Consider the following 18140-nt stretch of genomic DNA (forward strand, 5'->3'; position numbering starts at 1 on the left):
TCGCGCCGGTGCTGCACCTGGATGACGGCTTCGACCTCCGCCCGGCCGAGGTGGCCGACGCGCCTCTCGTCGCCGAGTGGATGGCGCAGCCGCACATCGTGCCCTGGTGGGAGTCGGACTGGCCGGTGCAGCGCTGGGCCGAGGCGCTGGAGGAGCAGGCGGCAGGGGAGCACTCGCTCCCGTGCCTGGTCGCTCTCGAGGGCCGGAGCTTCGCGTACATCGAGCTGTACCGCGTCCGGCACGACCGGCTCGCGGAGTACTACGCCTGGCGCGAGCACGACTGGGGGCTGCACGTCGCCATCGGTGACGTCGCCCAGGTGGGCCAGGGGATCGGGCGGAGGCTGCTGCGCGCCCTCGCCGACGCCGTACTGCGGGCCGATCCCCGCTGCGACCGCGTCGTCGCCGAGCCCGACGTCCGCAACACCCCGTCGCTGCGCGCGTTCGCCGCTGCCGGGTTCGAGCCGGCCGGGGAGCTACAGCTGCCCGAGAAGACCGCACTACTGATGGTCCGCACCCGGACCGTGGAGGCCTCATGACACCCGCTCCGTACGACGTGATCGCGATCGGCGCCGGCCCGTTCAACCTCGGGCTGGCCGCCCTGGCAGACGGGCTCGACCTGCGGGTCGCCGTACTGGACAGCCGGCCGGAGTTCACCTGGCACCGCGGGCTGATGTTCGACGACGCGATGCTGCAGGTCTCGTTCCTGGCCGATCTGGTCAGCCTGGTCGAGCCTGCGCACCGGCTGTCGTTCCTGTCGTACCTGCGCGACAACGACCGGCTGTACCAGTTCTACGTGCGGGAGAAGTTCCACCCGACCCGGCGAGAGTACGAGTCCTACCTGCGCTGGTGCGCGGCGCAGCTGGACTCGTTGCACTTCGGGCGCGAGGTCACGTCGGTGGAGTGGGACGGGACGGTCTTTCACATCGTTGCCGGCGGTGAGGCTTTCCAGGCGCGGCACCTGGTGCTGGGCGTCGGCACCGAGCCCGCCGTACCGGCTGCGCTTGCTGCGCTGTCCCCTGAGCGGCTGCTGCACTCGGCCGACTACCTGTATCGACGGGACGAGCTGCTGCGCGCAGGGCGAGTCACTGTCGTCGGGTCCGGGCAGTCCGGTGCGGAGTGCGCGCTGGACCTGCTGCGTTCGGATGGACCGGCGGTCAGCTGGCTGACTCGTACGGCGTCGTTCGCGCCGCTGGACTACTCGAAGCTGGTGCTGGAGATGACCACACCGTCGTACGTGGACTACTTCCACTCGCTGGACGAACCGGTCCGAGACCGGCTGGTCAAGGAGCAGTGGCGGCACTACAAGGGGATCTCCTCCGAGACGCTGGAGCAGATCCACGACCTGCTGTACTCGCGTGAGGTGTCTGCCGAGCTGCAGTGCGGTGTGGCGGTCACTGGTGCTGTGGACGGGCCTGACGGAGTGGAGCTGACACTTCGGCACACTGACAGTGGTCGCACCTTCCAGCACGTGTGTGACGTGGTTGTGGCCGCTACTGGCTACCGGAACCGGGCGCTGGGGTTCCTGGACGAGTCTGTCGAGTCGCTGGTGCAGCGGGATGCTGCCGGGCGGTGGGTGATCAACCGGGACCACAGCGTTCTTGGGTTGGAGCGGATGTTCGTGTCGAACGCCGACCTGCACAGCCACGGCGTCGCGGCGCCGGACCTCGGCATCGGGGCCGTCCGCAACGGGACGATCCTGAACGCGGTCGCCGGGCGTGAGGTGTTCCGGCTGCCGAAGTCCACCGCCTTCACCAACTTCGCCCAGCCCGCATGAGCTGGGAACGCTGCTCCGCCGAGCTGCTGGCCAAGCTGATTTCGCAGCTCTGCAGCGAGGCCTTGCTGACGCCCGTGGACGGTCGGCTGGAGCTGGGCTCGGTCGCGTACACCTTCGAGTACACCGAGGGCGCCTTCGCGACGTACCGGGTGACTCCTGGGTCCGTGCAGCGGACCACCGCAGGCATCCTCGGCAACGACGAGAGCGAACCGGCCATCGACCCGCTGCAGTTCCTGATGGACGCGGCCGGCGTACTGGGGTTGGACGGGCCGACCCTCGCGGGCTACACCGCGGAGCTGTCGAGCACGCTGGCCGCCGACGTACGGATGGCTTCTACTGCAGTCTCGAACGAGGAGCTGGTTGGCCTTCACCACACTGGCCTGGAAGGGCACCTGACCGGTCACCCCATCCTGGTCGCCAACAAAGGCCGCCTGGGCTTCTCGGCCTCCGACAACGCGCTGTACACACCAGAAGCTCGTACGCCGCTCCGCCTGGTGTGGCTGGCCGTACGGCGGGGTCTGGCCGAGTTCCGGGGGACTCCTGACCTGTCGGAGCACGCAGTCGTCGGCCGTGAGCTCGGGCCGGAGGTGTTGGACGCATTCCGTGCGCAGCTGGTCGACCCCGACTCGTACGTCTGGCTCCCGGTCCATCCCTGGCAGCTCGACCACGTCGTCCGCACCCAGTGGTCCCGCGAACTCGCCACCGGCGAGATCGTCGTCCTGGGGGAGGCGCCCGACGACTACCTGCCCACCCAGTCCATCCGAACGATGGTCAACGTCTCTTCGCCGTTGCGCTATCAGGTCAAGCTTCCCCTGAAGATCCTCAACACCTCCGTCTACCGAGGCATCCCCATCCACTGCACCCTTGCCGCCCCGATGGTCACCCAGTGGCTACGCGGCCTCTGGTACCGCGACGAGGTCCTGCAGTCCTTGGGCGCCGAGCTCCTGGGCGAGGTAGCGTCGGTCACCGTCCGCCACCCGCAACTGGCCACGGCCCCCGGCATCCCCTACCAGTGGACCGAAACCCTCGGCTGCATCTGGCGAGACCCGCTGGACCCCCGCCTACGTGAGGGCGAATCCGCCTGGCCCCTGGCCGCGGTCCTCCACGTCGACGCCGCCGGCGAGCCGCTGGTCGCGTCGTACATCAAACACTCCGGCGTATCCCCCGAGGTCTGGATCAGCCACCTCTTGGCCACCATCCTCAGACCCTTGCTCCACCTCCTCCACCATTACGGCATCACGGTCAACCCCCACGGCGAAAACCTCGCCATCATCTGCGATCCCTCGGGCCTGCCGTCCCGCCTAGTCGTGAAGGACCTCGTCGACGACGTCAACATCTCCACGACGCCCATCCCCGCCAGGGGTTTGGAGCCGGACTCCCACGACCGAGTCCTACCCCGCAAACCCTGGAACGTCCTGAGGCAGTACATGGTGGACGCTCTGTTCTTGGGCGTCCTCAACCCGCTGTCCGATCTCGTCCCCGAGGCAGACCTCTGGGGCCTGGTCCGGGGCGAGCTGGACCTCTACACCACCCAGAACCCCCACCTCGCCGACCGCCTGGAAGCCACCGCCCTCACCGGCAAGTCCTTCACCCGCTACCCCTTGAACGGCTACCGCCTCACCCTCGGCTACACGGACTTGGACACCCGACCCCCGATCCCAAAGGCAGGGACTCTCCCAAATCCATTGCACGACGCCACGCCGATTCCACCGCTCAGGCAGTGACGTTTGGGGTGACTTATCGTTACTATTCCTGTGGCGTGCGTGACCGATCGCACGGCCGCCGGAAGAAGGCAACAGTCTGCAAGACAATCGCCGGATTCACGGGCAAGATATGCCTCACACCGAGTTGTTCGTCCGGCGCCGATCGCTTGCCGGGCGCAGGGGGCGTTCTTGCAGGGGTGCAGACCGAGAACCGGCCTGCCGCCGTGGCGATCTCGCAGAGAACGACGTGCCAGCCACTGCTCATTAAGGACGTCCAGTGCCGTTCCCCTGGGTCACCCCAGCCCCTGCAGTGCTTCCACACCTGGATCCGGTCCGGCAACGGCCCGGTTGGGCTGATGACCTGGGCAACTGTCGCGAGCGTTTGCTCGAGGCGTGGGACGAGGACACGATCTACCGCGGCCCGCTGGATGCGCCGCTGGAGAACGCGCGGCCCTCGCGCGGCCAGTGCGGCGTCAGTTCGGCCTGGCTGATCGAGCAGTTGCTCGATCGCGTCGATGGATCGAAGCTTGCGTACTGCTACGGCCAGGTGTCGCTGGGATCGACACAATTGCTGACATCGCACTGCTGGGTCGAGGTCGTTGGCGACTCCTACGACCAGCGCTGGGTCATCGACTTCACTGCCGACCAGATCGAGGCCCTACGGCGCTACGAAGTCCTCTGCTGGCCGCACGACGAGCTGCTCGAACGACTGACGATCAACTACGACTCCAGCATCTCGCGACTCGACCCCATTGAGCTGAGCAACGACCTCGTCCAGAAGCGGCTGGACATCTTGAAGGCCAATCTCCGCGCGCGGGATATCTCGGCCGGCTGACTTCTCGCGCCGCGAAGGAACCGAACGACGCTTCACCCGGTCCTATTCATGGGCCGGGCCCAGTTCGCCACGTTCGCGGGCGAACTGCTCTAGGTACCATCAGTTTCAGCGTGCCCTGTGGGGCACCGTGCAGGACAGGAGGCGGCCGGATGAGCGCCTTTGCCACGGGGGTAGAGGTTTCTGCCCCACAGAAGGCCCGTCGGAAGCTCACTCTCGAAGCTTGCCGGGGCGGCGACGCGCTGTTCTCTGAGCTGGTGCAGAGCTCCGCTCGCCGGCACGGGGTCGAGCCTCGTGCGCTGGCTGTGCGGACGCTCGTGCAGCTGCCGCGGGTCACCGCGTACAACGGGCGGATCTTGCGCCGCGACCTCGATGCCGAGCTCCGGAACAGTGCGGTGCAGCTGCAGGCCGATCAGGCGAAAGTGCTTGATCTCGTGCCGACCGACGCCTATCCGCTGGAAGCGTTGAAGTTCGTCGAGTGTGAGACCGAGGACGCCGAGGCGATCTTCGGGAACTTGCACTATCTGCGCAGCGCCCGCCCGGGCGCCCGGAACTTCGCACTGGTGGATCCGATCCACCGGCGCCCGGTGACGTTGTGCAGTGTCTCGCCGATGGACTGGGCGGTGGTGGGCAAGCAACTGCACCGGCAGTTCGGGGTGCCGGTGGAGCGGATGTGGGACGTGTCGCGGGTCTACTCGTTCGACGTCGCGCCGGCCAATGCCATTTCGACACTGCTGGCCGGCGTACGGAAGGAAATGCAGAAGACGGAACCGACGGCCGAGTTGCTGACCACGGTGGTCGACCAGAATCTCGGATTCACCGGGTCGAGTTATCGGGCGGCGAACTGGCAGTACTGGATGTCGGTACGGCCGCGGCCGTATTTGTACGTCGACGGAGTGGCCGTCAGCCCGCGGCAACTCGGCATTCGGTACGGAACGCAGAGCCTGGCCGAAGTGCGCGCGAAGTACGGCGTAATGGCCGAGCAGAGCCGGGCCGTGCTGGCCGACTCGATGATCTACTGCTGCCGCATGAAAGGCCCGACGGAGGTCGTCGAGCCGGGCGAGCGTCGGCGGGTGCGCCGGCGCTCCTGACCTTGCTGGGAAGGGGAACCGGGGCATCCAGCTTCATTGGTGGATGCCGCGGTTCGCCGTGATCGTGGTCTGCTGCGGTCAGGTCGTCATCGCGACGGCGACGGAGTAGACGCCGAATCCGAAGACGACCACCAGGAACATCAGCAGAACGCCGAGGATGGGCCGCCAGAACCTGTACAGGACTCCGGCCGTGGCCAGCATCACGATAAATGCCAAGGCGCTGTTCTCGGTCATTGCGATCCCCTCACTTCCGGTCCACGGGGTTGCATTCCTGGCGGTGTGCGCTAGATTAGGGTCCCTTCACCGCTTCGGCTGATTGCTATCAGTGAAGCGCATGGCAAATGGGTGTCAATGCTCTTTCTTTGGCATCGGTCACAGGTCCGGACATAGCCAATTCGGCGTCCGGAGACCTCATTCCTGGCAGGCGGAGCGAACTGGCGTTGCCAAAACGGCGTCCCGGTTGCCAAAAGGCAGGTCAGGAGTTCTGCGCCTCGCGGAGTTTGCGGTTGATGCGGTCGCGGTCGGGCATCGTGGTGGACAGCGGGAAGTCCTCGGCGGCGCAGGCCATCGCGGCGGTGACCCAGCGGGCCGTGGCCGCGGTGAGGGTCGGGCCGTCGTCGATGAGTTTGGCGGCGAGGGCGGCGCAGAACGCGTCGCGCGTGATCGAGACCTCTTTGAACGGGGAGCGCGAGACCGTCGGGAGGCGGTCGATGGTGGGCGCGGTGCGGGAGTAGATCAGACCGCTGCCGGTGCCGAGCAGGCAGAGGGTGTCGACGCCGCCGTCCAGCAGGTGTTCGCCGAGGCGGTCTGCGTCGAAGCGGTCCTGGGCGGTCGGCCCGTAGCGCTCGAGCTCCCAGGTGTGCGCGACAAGGTAGTCGATCTGGCCCAACGCGGAGCGGGAGATCCGGCCGTCAGGGTGCGGCTGACCCGGGGTCACGATGACGATCGGGCGGGTGGTCTCGTTGGAGTGGGCCAAGCTCAACGTGCGCTGCACGGTATCGCGCGGGACCTCGAAGGTGAGCAGGAGGGCGTCGCAGTCAGCGATCTGGCGGCCGAGCAGGTCGACGTCGCGGACGGTGAGGCTGATCTCCTTCTCGTTGCGCCAGACCGCCGCGATGCTGTCGCCGAGGGAGAGTTCGAAGACGCCGGTCATCGGTGTACGGGCACCACGGACGATCTTCAGCAAGGACGTGTCGACGTTCTCGGTGCGCAGGTGCTGGACGATCTCGTGACCGAACTGGTCGTCCGCGACGGCGGCGACCAGCGAGACCTTCAGGCCAAGGCGAGCCGCGGCGATCGCTTGGGTGACGCCTTTGCCGCCGGGGCTCAGAGTGAAGTCGTGGGCAGGTACGGACGTCTCGTGCTGAGGAATCATCCGCGTCCGGAAGATCGCGTCCATCACCGCGCCGCCGACGACGATCACCCGGCCGGCCGGAGCGTTCGGCGGCGGGGCCGGATCGTGGGCGCTGGACAGCGGACCGGCCGTGGGGGAGACCGGGCCCGGCTGGATCAGGCGGCGGGCCAACTGGCGCAGGACCTCCGGCTCGGTGCTGCCGCGAAGGGTGCGGTCGCTCGGGGGTTCGGTCGCGGTCTCGTCCATCGCTTCGTGCAGGCGGCGCCAGTTCGCCAGCAGCGTTGCGCGACGGCGGCCGACGGCGCCGGCGCGCAAGGACTGGATCACCTTGTCGTCGAGCCCGTGCTGCGCGTACACGTCGGCGAGCACACCCAGTCCCAGTACGGCGTCCGCCACGATTCGGTGCGTCGCGTGCTCGGTGTCCCGGACCGCCTGGGCGATGATCTGCAGCGCTGCATCGGGCCGCCCGATCTCCTGCCGCTCCGCATGCGCGCGCACGACGGGCAGGTTGAGCAGCGAGGCGACGTCCTCGTTCTTGGTGTCCTCGAGCCTGGCCAGAACCACGCCGGCCCGCATCCGGAGCGCTCTCAGCGCATGCGTCAGTACGACGGCTTCGGATGAGTCCGGATCATCGCGGTTGGCCATTCGCCCCCCGGCTTCATCGTGGTTCACCTCCAGTATGGGAACGGGGCTGCCGGCTCGCAGTGTGGACCGGAGTGTCCCGTGGCGCCGGCGGGCGCGCGGGGAGGGCTCAGTTGGATACCAACCGCCTACAGGTCTGATGACGGCGAGTAGCCGCTGAGGTGGGTATGTCCGGACGTGTGTGGCCGGGTGGTGATGCCTCGGTCTCCGCTTTCTGCTCGGTCTGGACGGGATTCGTGGGGTGGGCTTGGCGGAGTACTTGCTGAGAGCAACCAATTTCCGCTGGTCGTTGCGGTTGGCAAAGGAGAGCCGGCGGGAAGACGGGTCGCGAGTTGTCGCGTAGGCTGCTGCGGGTCTGCCGGTTTCTGTGATCGGCACGGCGACCACGGGGAGCAGGATGAAGACTGAGCAGGAGCTCGCGAGGGCTCAGCAGGACAGGTGGCAGCGGGCGTACGACGAGAATCCGCGGCTGCACGGGCCGGAGCCGTCGGCGGCGGCGCGGTGGACGGTTCGGCTGTTCGGTGCCGCGGGCATCGACGACGTGCTGGAGCTCGGCGCCGGGCACGGGCGGGACGCGTTGTACCTGGCCCGGCAGGGATTCAGCGTGCACGCGACGGACTTCAGTGAGTCCGCGCTGCACCGATTGCGGCTGGATGCTCAGCGTGACGGCCTGGACGACCGGGTGACGGCGGCGTTGCACGACGTACGCGATCCGTTACCTCCCGCTGACGCGACGGTGAACGCGGTGTACGCGAACCTGTTGCTGAACATGGCGTTCTCGCGGAGTGAGCTGCGGCAGCTGATGAACGAGGTCCGCCGGGTGCTGCGGCCGGGTGGGCTGTTCGTGTACTCGGTGTGGTCGACCGAGGACCCGTACTTCGGCCGCTGCCCGGAGGTCGGCGACGGCCTCTACACCCGCGACGGTTTCGCCGGCCGGTTCTTCGACCGCGAGCTGATCGGCGAGCTCGCCGATCAGTGGGAGCTCGGCGGGGCCGACCCGTACGACGAGGGGCCGCGCAAGCTCTGGCGGGTCACGCAGGCCAAGCCCGCCTGACCGGCGAACGGGCAGCTCGAAGAGCTCTCGACAGGAACCCGACCGGCCGGACCGCGACCTGGATCGCGGTCACGGACTGCGCGTTGCGCCGAACCGGCCTGGCGATCTCGTTGCTCCAGCGAGATCAATCAGTGGGCTTGCCGAACCAGCGGGTGAGATGCGCGTCCAGGTCCTGCTGGTCGTCGCCGATCCAGGCGATGTGACCGTCGGGGCGTAGCAGGAGGCACGGAACGTCCAGCGGTGCCGTCGGATCGGCGAGCTGGTCGACCCGGTCGGACCAGGCGCCGACGGTCAGGCGTTCGGTGCGATCCAGCAGGAGGCCGCGGCCTCGGTGCAGCTGGTCGTAGAGGCGACCCTGCTCGAGGTCGAGATCGCGCAGGCGGCGGCCGACGAGATCCGGGCTTTCGCCGAAGTCGTAGCGGAGGTCGATCGCGGTGATCTTCTCGATCAGGTAGCGGTTGACCTCGTTGAGGTCCATCAGTTCGGTGAGCAGCCGCCGTACGGCCTGCGGACCTGGTTCGGGGGAGGACAGCTCCAGCTGGGCGCGGGTGTTGTCCAGTACGGCGGCCGCGACCGGATGGCGTTCGGTTTCGTAGGTGTCCAGCAGCGTTTCCGGCGCCCAGCCGCGGATCTGTGCGGCCAGCTTCCAGCCAAGGTTGAAGGCGTCCTGGAGCCCCAGGTTGAGGCCCTGCCCGCCGGTCGGTGGGTGGATGTGTGCCGCGTCGCCGGCCAGCAGCACCCGATCGACCCGGTAATGCTCGGCCAAGCGAGTGGCATCCCCGAACCGGGACATCCAGCGCGGCGAGTGCGCGCCGAAATCCGTCCCCGCGACAGCGCGCAACTGCTGCTGGAAGTCCTCGAGGGCGGGCTCGTCCGAGCGATCGCTCACGGCCACGACGGGCACGACGACGCGGTAGAACCCTTGGTCGAACGGCGTGAGACTGAAGCTCTTGTGGGTCCGCTGGACCTCGGCCACCGTGGCGGCGATCTCCTCCTGCGGGGCCTCGAGCTTCAGCTCGCCCATCAGGGTCTCGGTCCGCGAGGGCTCGCCGGGGAAGCCGACCCCGAGCAGCTTGCGGACCGTACTGCGGCTGCCGTCGCAGCCGACGAGGTGCCGCGCACGCAGCTTCTCGCCGTCGGCCAGTTCGACGGTCACGCCGTCGTCGTCCTGCTCGACGCCGGCCACCGCGTGACCCCGCCGTACCTCCGCGCCCAGGTCGATCGCGTGTTCTTCGAGCAGCCGTACGACGACCGGTTGCGGAATGCCCAGCAGGTAAGCGTGGGCGGAGTCCAGACCGTCCGGCACCGGCTTGTGGATCGCGGCGAAGAACCCGGCGGCGGGCCGCTGCCGTCCGTGGGGGAGCAGGCGCTCCAGCAGGCCGCGCATCGCCATCAGCTCGAGGCTGCGAATGTGCAGACCGACGATGCGGACGAACGAGACCGGCTCGGTGTCCTTCTCCAGCACGAGAACCCGTACGTCGTGCAACCGGAGCTCGGCGGCCAGCATGGCGCCGGTCGGCCCGCAGCCGGCGATGATCACGTCGTACAGGAGGGTCTCGTTTCTTCGCGAAGGGTCCACTGGAAGCTACTGGCCCGGTACGACGCCGTCCACACCTTTTCTGACCGCTCGTTGCCTAGGGCAACGGCGATTGCGGGCGGAGCCCGTCGAGGACGAGGGCGAGCATGCGTGGCGAGCGGTCGTCCGGTCCGGGCGTGGCGCGCCAGAGTGCACCCGTGAGCTGCAGGAAGTCGCCGGCGTCGGCGTCGGCGCGGATGCTGCCGTCCTGCTTGCCGGCGTCGAGAAGCTCGGTGATCGCGGCGACCACCGGCCGGTACGTCTGCTCGGTGATCGTCTGGTGCCCGGTCGGGCTGAGGGCGTCGCCGAGGCCGTGCTTCTTGCGCATCGCCTCGACCAGGAGGGTGGTCCACTGGCGCAACGCTTCGAGTGGGGTCAGCTCGGCGAGCAGTCCCGGCACGGTGGCGATGATCCGCTCGACCTCGTCCTGGTAGACCGCCAGCACCAGCGCTTCCCGGGTCGGGAAGTTGCGGTAGAGCGTGCCCGCGCCGACGCCGGCCAGTTGGGCGACCTGGTTCATCGACGGAGCGCCGTCGTCGGTGAAGGCCTCGCGGGCGGCCGCGAGGATGCGGGCCCGGTTCTCCCGGGCGTCTGAACGGACCACAGAAAACCTCTCCTTGCTATGTGGAGAACTCTCCACTAACGTATATGGAGAACTCTCCACATAGCTTAGAGGAGCATCATGCGGTACATCAAGCTCGGCACGACCGGCCTGGACGTGTCTCCCATCGCCATTGGCGCGATGACGTACGGCGAGCCCGACCGCGGGCACCCGGTCTGGTCGAAGAGCGAGGACGAGGCCCGGCCGCTGATCCGGCACGCCCTGGAGGCCGGCATCAACTTCTTCGACACCGCGAACATGTACTCCAACGGGTCCAGCGAGGAGATCCTCGGCCGGGCGCTCAAGGATTTCGCCGACCGCGACGACGTGGTGATCGCGACCAAGCTGCGGCACCCGATGCGGACCGGACCGAACGGCCGGGGCCTGTCGCGGAAGGCGGTCATGACCGAGGTCGACCACTCGCTGCGCCGCCTCGGGACCGAGTACATCGATCTGTACCAGATCCATCGCAACGACCACTCGACGCCGTGGGAGGAGACGCTCGAGGCGCTCAGCGATCTGGTGAAGGCCGGGAAGGTCCGGTACCTCGGGGCGTCGTCGATGCACGCCTGGGAGTTCGCGAAGGCGCTGCACCTGCAGAAGCAGCACGGGTGGGCGCGGTTCGTGTCGATGCAGGACCACTACAACCTGCTCGCGCGTGAGGAGGAGCGGGAGATGATCCCGCTGTGCCTGGACGAGGGCGTCGGCACGATCATCTGGTCGCCGCTGGCCCGAGGCCGGCTCGCGCGCGGGTGGGACGACGCCCGGTCGACCGCACGCTCCGAGACCGATGGCGCGTACGCCGACTTGCTGTACTCACCGGCCGAAGAGGCCTCCAATCGCGCGATCATCGACGCGGTCGGCGAGGTCGCTCGCGCTCATGGCGTGAGCCGCGCGCAGATCGCGCTGGCCTGGTTGCGCCGTCAGCCGGTGGTCACCGCGCCGCTGGTCGGCGCCGGATCGATCGCGCAGATCGACGATGCGGTGGCGTCGCTGGAGGTCGAGCTGACCGACGACGAGGTGCAGGCGCTGGAGGCGCCGTACACACCGCGGTACGACTGGCAAGGCATCTCCGACGAGGCCGAGATGGAAGCCATCCGTCAGCGTGTCCCCGGAATGGCACTGCGATGAAGACCATCGTCCGCGCCGGCGCCCCGTGCTGTTCGGCAGCGGCCTGATCGCTGCACGGCGCCGTGCAACGCCGCACCCGTCGGCGGCGCTCGCCCCGCCTGAGTTGATCCCGCCGTACGGGAGGCTCCTCGGCGGAGCCTCCCGGGGACGCGGCTAGTTCGCTTGGCTTGGGGTGGACATGTTGAAGTCGGGGATGAGCAACGGGGGCGTGGCGGTGCGGGAGAAGTCGTCGCCCCACTCGCGGGAGAAGGACGGGACCGTGGCGCCGGCCGCGGTGAAGCGGTCGAGCAGGTCGATCGGGCTTTCGTTGAAGCGGAAGTTGTTGACCGCGGCGGTGACTTCGCCGCCTTCGACCAGGTAGACGCCGTCGCGGGTCAGGCCCGTGACCAGCAGGGTCTGAGGGTCGACGACGCGGATGTACCACAGGCAGGTCAGCAGGAGGCCTCGGTCCAGGCCGGCGACCAGGTCGTCGACCGAACCGGTGGCGCCGTCGACCGACAGCACGTAGTTGTCGATGGTGGGCGTCACCGCGGGCGCGCCGGTGAGGTCCGCGGTGAAGCGGCTCTGCATCAGGTTCTCGAGCTTGCCGCCGCGGATCCAGTCGGTCGCGGTGAGCGTGAGGCCGTTGTCGAAGACGCTGGAGGATCCGCCGGAGGAGCGGGCGACCGCGAAGGGGAACGTCTCCAGACCCGGCAGGTGCGGGTCGGAGCGCAGGTTGACCGGCTGCTTGGACAGCACCTCGCCGACCCGCGTACCGCCGCCGGGCTTGGAGAACGGGCTGTTGCCGTCCGCGGCGTCGCGGCCGTCGAGCGTCCAGAACAGGTACGTCGTGAGGTCGGCCACGGCGGCCGGCGGCAGGATCGTGGGGTGCCGGCCGGCGTCGACCGACACCGTCCGCGAGGCCCAGCCGAGCCTGCGGGTCAGCTCGGCGTCGAGCGCGTGCGGGTCGATGTCGCTGAAGTCCCGGGTCGCGGCCCCCGCCCAGGCGGACTGCGAGAGGTCGCCGGACTTGCCGGTAGCGCTGACGAAACCGCGGGGGAGCGAGTGCCGCAGACGCATCCCGGCCGACGACCCGGCGTACAGCGTGACGACCTCGTGGTCGGCGAAGCCGTAGAGCCAGCGGCCTTCCTGGCCCGCGCGGCCGAGCACCTCGCCGAGCGCCGGCGCGAACTTCTCGTACACGTTGACGGAGGTCTCGTCGGCCTCCTCGTCCCAGCCCGGGCCGACGGTGCCGTCGACCAGCGGGCGTGCGTCCTCGGCCGGCTCGGCGTCGCGGGCCGTCGCGACCGCGGCCGCGACGATCTCGCGCAGCGTGGCGTCGGTGACCGACGAGCGGCTCACGATGCCGACCGCCGTCCCTTCGCCCGCGCCGACCGTCGCGATCACCGTGACGCTGGTGCCGCGCATCGCGCCGTTGGTGGTGAGCGTGTTGTTGGCCCAGCGCAGGTTCGCGCTGGAGGTCTCGGCGACGAGGACGACGCAGCCCTCGGCTCCCTGCGCGGCCGCGAGCTCCAGCGCCTGCTCGACGGTGTCCTGCGGGGTGAGCTGAATGGCGGTCGTCACCGGCCGGCCTCCTGCGTGGTGTTGAGGATGTTGACGTCGCGGAACAGGGCGGACGGGCAGCCGTGGGTGACCGCGCCGGACTGGGACGGCTGCGCCTTGCCACAGTTCAGCGCGCCGCCGAGCAGGTAGGTCTGCGGGCCGCCGACTGCCTCCATCGAGCCCCAGAACTCGGTGGTGGTCGCCTGGTACGCGACGTCGCGCAACTGGCCGTCGAGCTTGCCGTCGGTGATCTTGAAGAAGCGCTGCCCGGTGAACTGGAAGTTGTAGCGCTGCATGTCGATCGACCAGGACTTGTCGCCGACGATGTAGATCCCGTTCTTCACCCGGCTGATCAGCTCCTCGGTGGAGGGGCCGTCGGGCGCGGGCTGCAGGGAGACGTTGGCCATCCGCTGGATCGGGATGTGGCCGGAGGAGTCGGCGTACGCGCAGCCGTTGGAGCGTGGAGTGCCGAGGACGTCCTCGTTGACCTTCGCCATCCGGCGGTCGACCTGGTACCCGACCAGGAGGCCGTCCTTGACCAGGTCCCACTGCTGGCCGGCGACGCCCTCGTCGTCGTACCCGACCGTGGACAGGCCGTGCTCGGCGGTGCGGTCGCCGGTGACGTGCATGATCGGCGAGCCGTACTTCAGCGTGCCGAGCTGGTCCAGCGTCGCGAAGCTCGTGCCGGCGTAGTTGGCCTCGTAGCCGAGCGCGCGGTCCAGCTCGGTCGCGTGGCCGATCGACTCGTGGATGGTGAGCCAGAGGTTCGTCGGGTCGATGACCACGTCGTACCGGCCGGGCTCGACGCTCGGGGCGACCATCTTGTCGGCCAGCCAGCCGGGGATCTGGGCGAGCTCGGTGTCCCAGTCCCAGCCGGTGCCGGTCATGTACTCCCATCCGCGACCGGCCGGGGGCGCACAGGTGGTCATCGTGTCGAAGCGGCCGGACTCCGGGTCGACCGAGGTCGCCTGGATGGTCGGGCCGATGCGGACGCGTTGCTGCGTGTACGACGTGCCTTCGGAGTTCGCGTAGAACTTGCACTCGTGCACGGAGTCGACATGCGCGTTGACGTGGGTGACGCCGTCGGCGTCCAGCAGGCGGCGGCTGTAGTCGGCGAGCAGCGCGACCTTCTCCGCCCGCGGGACGCTGAACGGGTCGACGTCGTACGACGAGACCCAGGTGACGTCGTCGTAGACCGGCTCGTCGGCCAGCTCGATCGGCTCGGTGTTGATCGGGCGGGAGACCTGAGCCAGGTTGACCGCCTGCTCGGCGACCTGCACCGCGCTGTCGGTGGTCAGCGCGACGGCGGCGGCGAACCCCCAGGTGCCGTCATGGATCACGCGCACGGCCAGGCCGAGGTCCTCGTCGTCGCGGGCGTTCTCCAGCGCGCCGTCGCGCAGGGAGATCGACTCCGAGCGGATGCGTTCCAGCCGGAACTCCGCGAAACTCGCGCCGAGATCCTTGGCACATTGCAGGGCGGCGCCGGCCAGCTCGTGGCGCGGAAGGGCGAGGAAGGACTCGTCGAGGTCAGGCACGAGGACGACCTTAGTACGTCGTACGGACCGTTTTCGCGTGCATTGAAATCCTTGTGGACAACGCGGGATCACGGGCCGTGGACGTCGAGGTGCTTGGCTTCGTCGATCGTCGCCCGGGACGGCCAGGAGTCGATCGGGCGCAGCAGACCGGAGGCGAACCAGGCCTCGATCGAGCGGTGCTCGTGAGGGTTGGGGACGTAGACGACGCGCGCCGCCCAGTCACCGGAGTTGGTCCGGCGCCACTCCAGGATCAGGCCGGGCCAGGGGCCGCGCTCATGCGCTGTGGCCAGGACCCAGCAGTGGCGTCGGTGGCGGCCTGGCGGCTGTTCGCGTGGATAGCGGCGATTCGTCCCCATGAGGACCAGAATAGAACAGGTGTTCCCTTGTCCTCACCGGTTCTCGGTGTCGAGACTCCGTTCGAGGGCGGTGAGGTCGCGGGAGGCGTAGGTGTGGTGGGCGATTTCTTCCTCCATCAGCACGTAGAGGCACTCGGCGACGGGGCGGTCGCCTTCGGGGTAGCCCGGGGCCGGGGCGCGGGAGCAGGGGTGGTTGAGGTCGACGGTGGTGGTGAGGATGTCGCGGACGACCGCTTGGCGGGACTGGCGGGCGGCGAGGGCTTCGGCGTACGTCGGGGTGGCGGCGAGGGTCATGCCCAGGGCGGCGGCGTCGGTGGGGTTGTAGGCGGACTGGGGGAGGGCGAGGGGGTGGAACGGGTTCTCCTGGTCGAGGATGGCGCGGGAGGCCCAGGAGTCGGTGATGAAGGTCAGGTGGCGGAGGGTTTCCACAAAGGACCACTCCTCGTCGACGCGCTGGTGGAGGAGCGGTTCGGCGAGTTGTTCGGCGCGGCGGGTGGTCTCGGTCCAGAGGGACTCGATGGTGGTCCAGAGGGCGCGGAAGTCGGAGAGGCTGCCGACCGAGCGGAGCTGGACGCGTTCGGGGTGGCGGCGGTCGAGCTCGGACTCGACGTACGCCGTGACGTCGATGCCGTTGACGACCAGGCGCTCGACGTACCCGGAGACCGAGACGTCGACCAGGGTGGCGTCGACGATGCGCGCCCCGGTCAGGTCGCAGTCGACGAAGCGGGTGCCGCGGAGGTCGGCGACGTGGAAGCGGGCGCCCCGGAAGCGGTCGGTGTCGGGTGTGCGGTCGTGGCCGGCCGACCAGCGGTGCGGGCCGAACTGTGCGCTCATGCACGGCATTCTGGCGCGGATCCAGGACGATTTCGGGTAGTGGGAACCGCGCGGGCTGCCGTGGTGTAGTTCGGGCACAGGAAAGGAGGCGGCATCAGCGACGAGGCCGCGATCGTGCACCGGGTCCGGGGCGGTGATTCCGCCGCCTACGCGGAGCTGGTGAACCGTCATGCCCAGGTGGCGCAGCGGATGGCGGTGCTGCTCGGTGCCGGCGCGGACGCCGACGACGTGGTGCAGGAGTCGTTCGTGAAGGCCTACCGGGCGCTCGGCAGCTTCCGGACCGACTCGGCGTTCCGGCCCTGGCTGCTGCGGATCGTGGCCAACGAGACGCGCAACCAGATCCGTTCCAGACAGCGGCGCGTACGGCGTGAGGAGCTGGTGGCGCTCCCCGACGAGGTGCTCGACGACCCCGCGACCGCTGCGCTGTCGTCGGAGCGCCGACGCGAGTTGCTGGACGCGCTGAAGGCTCTGCCCGAGCAGTACCGGCTGGTGGTGACGTGCCGCTACCTGCTGGAGCTGGACGAGCAGGAGACCGCCACGGTGCTCGGCTGGGCGCGCGGCACGGTCAAGTCGAGGCTGCACCGAGCACTGAAGAAGCTACGGACCCAACTGCCGGACAAGGAGGTGCAGCGATGACGGACGAGCAGCTGGTGGAAGAGCTTCGAGCGCTTGGCCGTAGCTACGCGCCTCCGGTCGCTCCCGACCTGGCGACGGCTGTGCTGGAAAGAGTGGCAGTACGGCGTACTGCCGGTGAGGTGATCCGGAGCAAGTGGCGGGCGCTGCTGGCGTTGCTGGCTGTCCTGGTCGCAGGTGCCGTGGTGGCTCCGCCGGTCCGGGCTGCTGTCGCGGAGTGGTTGAGCATCGGGGGAGTGGAGGCCCGGCCGGTGCCCAGTGGGCCGACCAGTGCGCCTGGTCCGCCGGTTGTCGGCGAGCAGCTGTCGCTGCAGGAGGCTGGTCGGCTGGCTGGACTCACACCGCTCGTCCCCAAGCGGCTCGGTACGCCGAACGGTGTCGAGGCGTCAGCCGGCAAGGTGTCGATGAGCTGGAACACCGCGGGCGGCGTCGTACGAATGGAGCAGTTCAAGGACCGGCTGGCGCCGTACTACGTGAAGAAGTACTACCAGTCGCTGGAGCCGGTGCCGGCGGTCAACGGCTACTGGTTCAGTACGCCGCACACGCTGATGCTGGAGGACCAGAACGGCAACGAGGTGTCCGAGCGGGTCGCCGGGCCGACGCTGGTCTGGGTGTACGGCGGGCTGACGTTCCGGCTCGAAGGCGTGGACAAGGAACGGGCTGTGGAGATCGCCGGGTCGGTGACGGGCTAGCGGCCGTAGACGGAGACGTGCATGCCTTCGCCGGTGTAGCGCTCCTTCTCCCAGCCGCCCCAACGGTCGACCAGTCGCAGTCCGGCCAGGCGGGCCATCAGGTCGAGCTCGGACGGCCAGGCGAGCCGGCAGGAGATCGGGCCGAGGTGGACGCCGGCCGCGTCGAGACGGACGTGGTTCTCGTCGAGGATCTGGGTCGCCGGGTCGTACCGGCAGACGTCGAGCACGACGTACGACGGTTCGACCTCCTCGGCGTTCACGTACTGGTTGCTGGGCAGCCAGGCGCTCGGGACGGCGGCCTCGACCAGGAACACGCCGTCGTCGGTGAGGTGGCGGGCGGCGTTCTCGAAGCAACGGACCTGGGCGTCCTGGGTGAGCAGGTTGAAGATCGTGTTGAAGACCAGGTAGACGAGCGGGTACTGACGGCCGGTCGTGGTGGTGGACATGTCGCCGATCAGTACGTCGAGATCGGCGCCGCCGGGTCTGGTGCGGAGGTGGTCGGCCATGTCGGTCGAGAGCTCGATGCCGTCGACGCGGATGCCGCGTTCGGTGAGCGGGAGTGCGATCCGGCCGGTGCCGATGGCGAACTCGAGGGCGGAGTCGCCACGGGCGAGGTCGGCGAGCAGGTCGACGGCCGCCTGCTCGTCGCCGCGCGAGGATCCGACGTCGCGGGCGGCGACGGCGGGACCGAAAGCGGCTGCTGGATCGAAGTCGCGCATGGGTTCACCCTTGCGGGACAGGGCTGGGTCGGCAAGCGGATTACCGGAACCGTCAAGCTGCGAGCGGTGTA

Annotated in this window: 18 protein-coding genes; 9 read left to right on the top strand and 9 right to left on the bottom strand. The window is 68.9% G+C overall.

Going from position 1 to position 18140, the window contains the following annotated elements; genetic code table 11:
• Positions 1–8 precede the first annotated feature (8 nt).
• From ABD235_RS05685 to ABD235_RS05705, 5 genes are all read left to right on the top strand, one after another.
• On the top strand, positions 9–536 hold the full coding sequence (locus ABD235_RS05685; protein WP_344170459.1) for a GNAT family N-acetyltransferase: 528 nt from the start codon (positions 9–11) through the stop codon (positions 534–536).
• Entirely contained in the window at positions 533–1774 is a 1242-nt protein-coding gene (locus tag ABD235_RS05690) for a lysine N(6)-hydroxylase/L-ornithine N(5)-oxygenase family protein (RefSeq protein WP_344170462.1), read from the top strand. Before ABD235_RS05685 ends, ABD235_RS05690 begins: the two co-directional genes overlap by 4 nt.
• The gene (locus ABD235_RS05695) at positions 1771–3498 is read left to right on the top strand and encodes an IucA/IucC family protein (protein ID WP_344170465.1); all 1728 of its coding nucleotides are present in this window, start codon (positions 1771–1773) and stop codon (positions 3496–3498) included. The genes ABD235_RS05690 and ABD235_RS05695 overlap by 4 nt, the downstream gene beginning before the upstream one ends.
• 256 nt (positions 3499–3754) lie before the next feature.
• Positions 3755–4312: a hypothetical protein gene (locus ABD235_RS05700; RefSeq protein ID WP_344170468.1), complete on the top strand. Its 558-nt coding sequence runs from the start codon at positions 3755–3757 to the stop codon at positions 4310–4312.
• 149 nt (positions 4313–4461) lie between these two features.
• The gene (locus ABD235_RS05705) at positions 4462–5400 is read left to right on the top strand and encodes a Mom family adenine methylcarbamoylation protein (protein WP_344170471.1); all 939 of its coding nucleotides are present in this window, start codon (positions 4462–4464) and stop codon (positions 5398–5400) included.
• A gap of 78 nt (positions 5401–5478) precedes the next feature.
• Here the strand turns inward: ABD235_RS05705 and ABD235_RS05710 are convergent, their stop codons facing one another.
• Positions 5479–5634, bottom strand: a complete 156-nt coding sequence (locus tag ABD235_RS05710) for a hypothetical protein (protein WP_344170474.1) — start codon at positions 5632–5634, stop codon at positions 5479–5481.
• A 241-nt stretch (positions 5635–5875) separates the two neighbouring features.
• Positions 5876–7399 (bottom strand): PfkB family carbohydrate kinase, encoded by a 1524-nt coding sequence (locus tag ABD235_RS05715; protein WP_344170477.1) that lies wholly within the window; start codon positions 7397–7399, stop codon positions 5876–5878.
• A gap of 394 nt (positions 7400–7793) precedes the next feature.
• Here ABD235_RS05715 and ABD235_RS05720 point away from each other — a divergent pair, with 394 nt between their 5' ends.
• Positions 7794–8450, top strand: coding sequence for a class I SAM-dependent methyltransferase (locus ABD235_RS05720; RefSeq protein WP_344170480.1), 657 nt, complete (start codon positions 7794–7796; stop codon positions 8448–8450).
• A 124-nt stretch (positions 8451–8574) separates the two neighbouring features.
• Here ABD235_RS05720 and rox read toward each other — a convergent pair whose 3' ends face one another.
• Both rox and ABD235_RS05730 read right to left on the bottom strand, forming a co-directional pair.
• A complete protein-coding gene (rox, locus tag ABD235_RS05725) occupies positions 8575–10029 on the bottom strand; it encodes a rifampin monooxygenase (RefSeq protein ID WP_344170483.1) in 1455 nt (484 codons plus the stop codon).
• Between the two features lie 55 nt (positions 10030–10084).
• Complete coding sequence (locus tag ABD235_RS05730; protein ID WP_344170486.1) at positions 10085–10630, bottom strand: TetR/AcrR family transcriptional regulator; 546 nt, start codon at positions 10628–10630, stop codon at positions 10085–10087.
• Positions 10631–10708: 78 nt separating this feature from the next.
• On the opposite strand from ABD235_RS05730, the gene ABD235_RS05735 reads away from it, so the two are divergent.
• On the top strand, positions 10709–11758 hold the full coding sequence (locus ABD235_RS05735; RefSeq protein WP_344170489.1) for an aldo/keto reductase: 1050 nt from the start codon (positions 10709–10711) through the stop codon (positions 11756–11758).
• Between the two features lie 153 nt (positions 11759–11911).
• Here ABD235_RS05735 and ABD235_RS05740 read toward each other — a convergent pair whose 3' ends face one another.
• The 4 genes from ABD235_RS05740 to ABD235_RS05755 form a co-directional block, all read right to left on the bottom strand.
• Positions 11912–13321 (bottom strand): metallopeptidase TldD-related protein, encoded by a 1410-nt coding sequence (locus ABD235_RS05740; protein WP_344170492.1) that lies wholly within the window; start codon positions 13319–13321, stop codon positions 11912–11914.
• Entirely contained in the window at positions 13318–14835 is a 1518-nt protein-coding gene (locus ABD235_RS05745; RefSeq protein ID WP_344170495.1) for a TldD/PmbA family protein, read from the bottom strand. Before ABD235_RS05745 ends, ABD235_RS05740 begins: the two co-directional genes overlap by 4 nt.
• Before the next feature lie 68 nt (positions 14836–14903).
• The gene (locus ABD235_RS05750; protein WP_344170498.1) at positions 14904–15191 is read right to left on the bottom strand and encodes a hypothetical protein; all 288 of its coding nucleotides are present in this window, start codon (positions 15189–15191) and stop codon (positions 14904–14906) included.
• A gap of 33 nt (positions 15192–15224) precedes the next feature.
• Positions 15225–16025 (bottom strand): DinB family protein, encoded by an 801-nt coding sequence (locus ABD235_RS05755; RefSeq protein WP_344170501.1) that lies wholly within the window; start codon positions 16023–16025, stop codon positions 15225–15227.
• A 159-nt stretch (positions 16026–16184) separates the two neighbouring features.
• Between ABD235_RS05755 and ABD235_RS05760 the strand changes: the two genes are divergently transcribed.
• Together ABD235_RS05760 and ABD235_RS05765 are read left to right on the top strand one after the other, a co-directional pair.
• Positions 16185–16661 (top strand): RNA polymerase sigma factor, encoded by a 477-nt coding sequence (locus ABD235_RS05760; protein WP_425553085.1) that lies wholly within the window; start codon positions 16185–16187, stop codon positions 16659–16661.
• Complete coding sequence (locus ABD235_RS05765) at positions 16658–17350, top strand: hypothetical protein (protein ID WP_344170506.1); 693 nt, start codon at positions 16658–16660, stop codon at positions 17348–17350. The genes ABD235_RS05760 and ABD235_RS05765 overlap by 4 nt, the downstream gene beginning before the upstream one ends.
• Here the strand turns inward: ABD235_RS05765 and ABD235_RS05770 are convergent.
• The gene (locus ABD235_RS05770) at positions 17347–18069 is read right to left on the bottom strand and encodes a methyltransferase domain-containing protein (RefSeq protein WP_344170510.1); all 723 of its coding nucleotides are present in this window, start codon (positions 18067–18069) and stop codon (positions 17347–17349) included. The two genes, ABD235_RS05765 and ABD235_RS05770, sit on opposite strands and share 4 nt — an antisense overlap.
• Between the last annotated feature and the right edge of the window lie 71 nt (positions 18070–18140).

Source organism: Kribbella lupini, assembly GCF_039529595.1.
Classification (GTDB): domain Bacteria; phylum Actinomycetota; class Actinomycetes; order Propionibacteriales; family Kribbellaceae; genus Kribbella; species Kribbella lupini.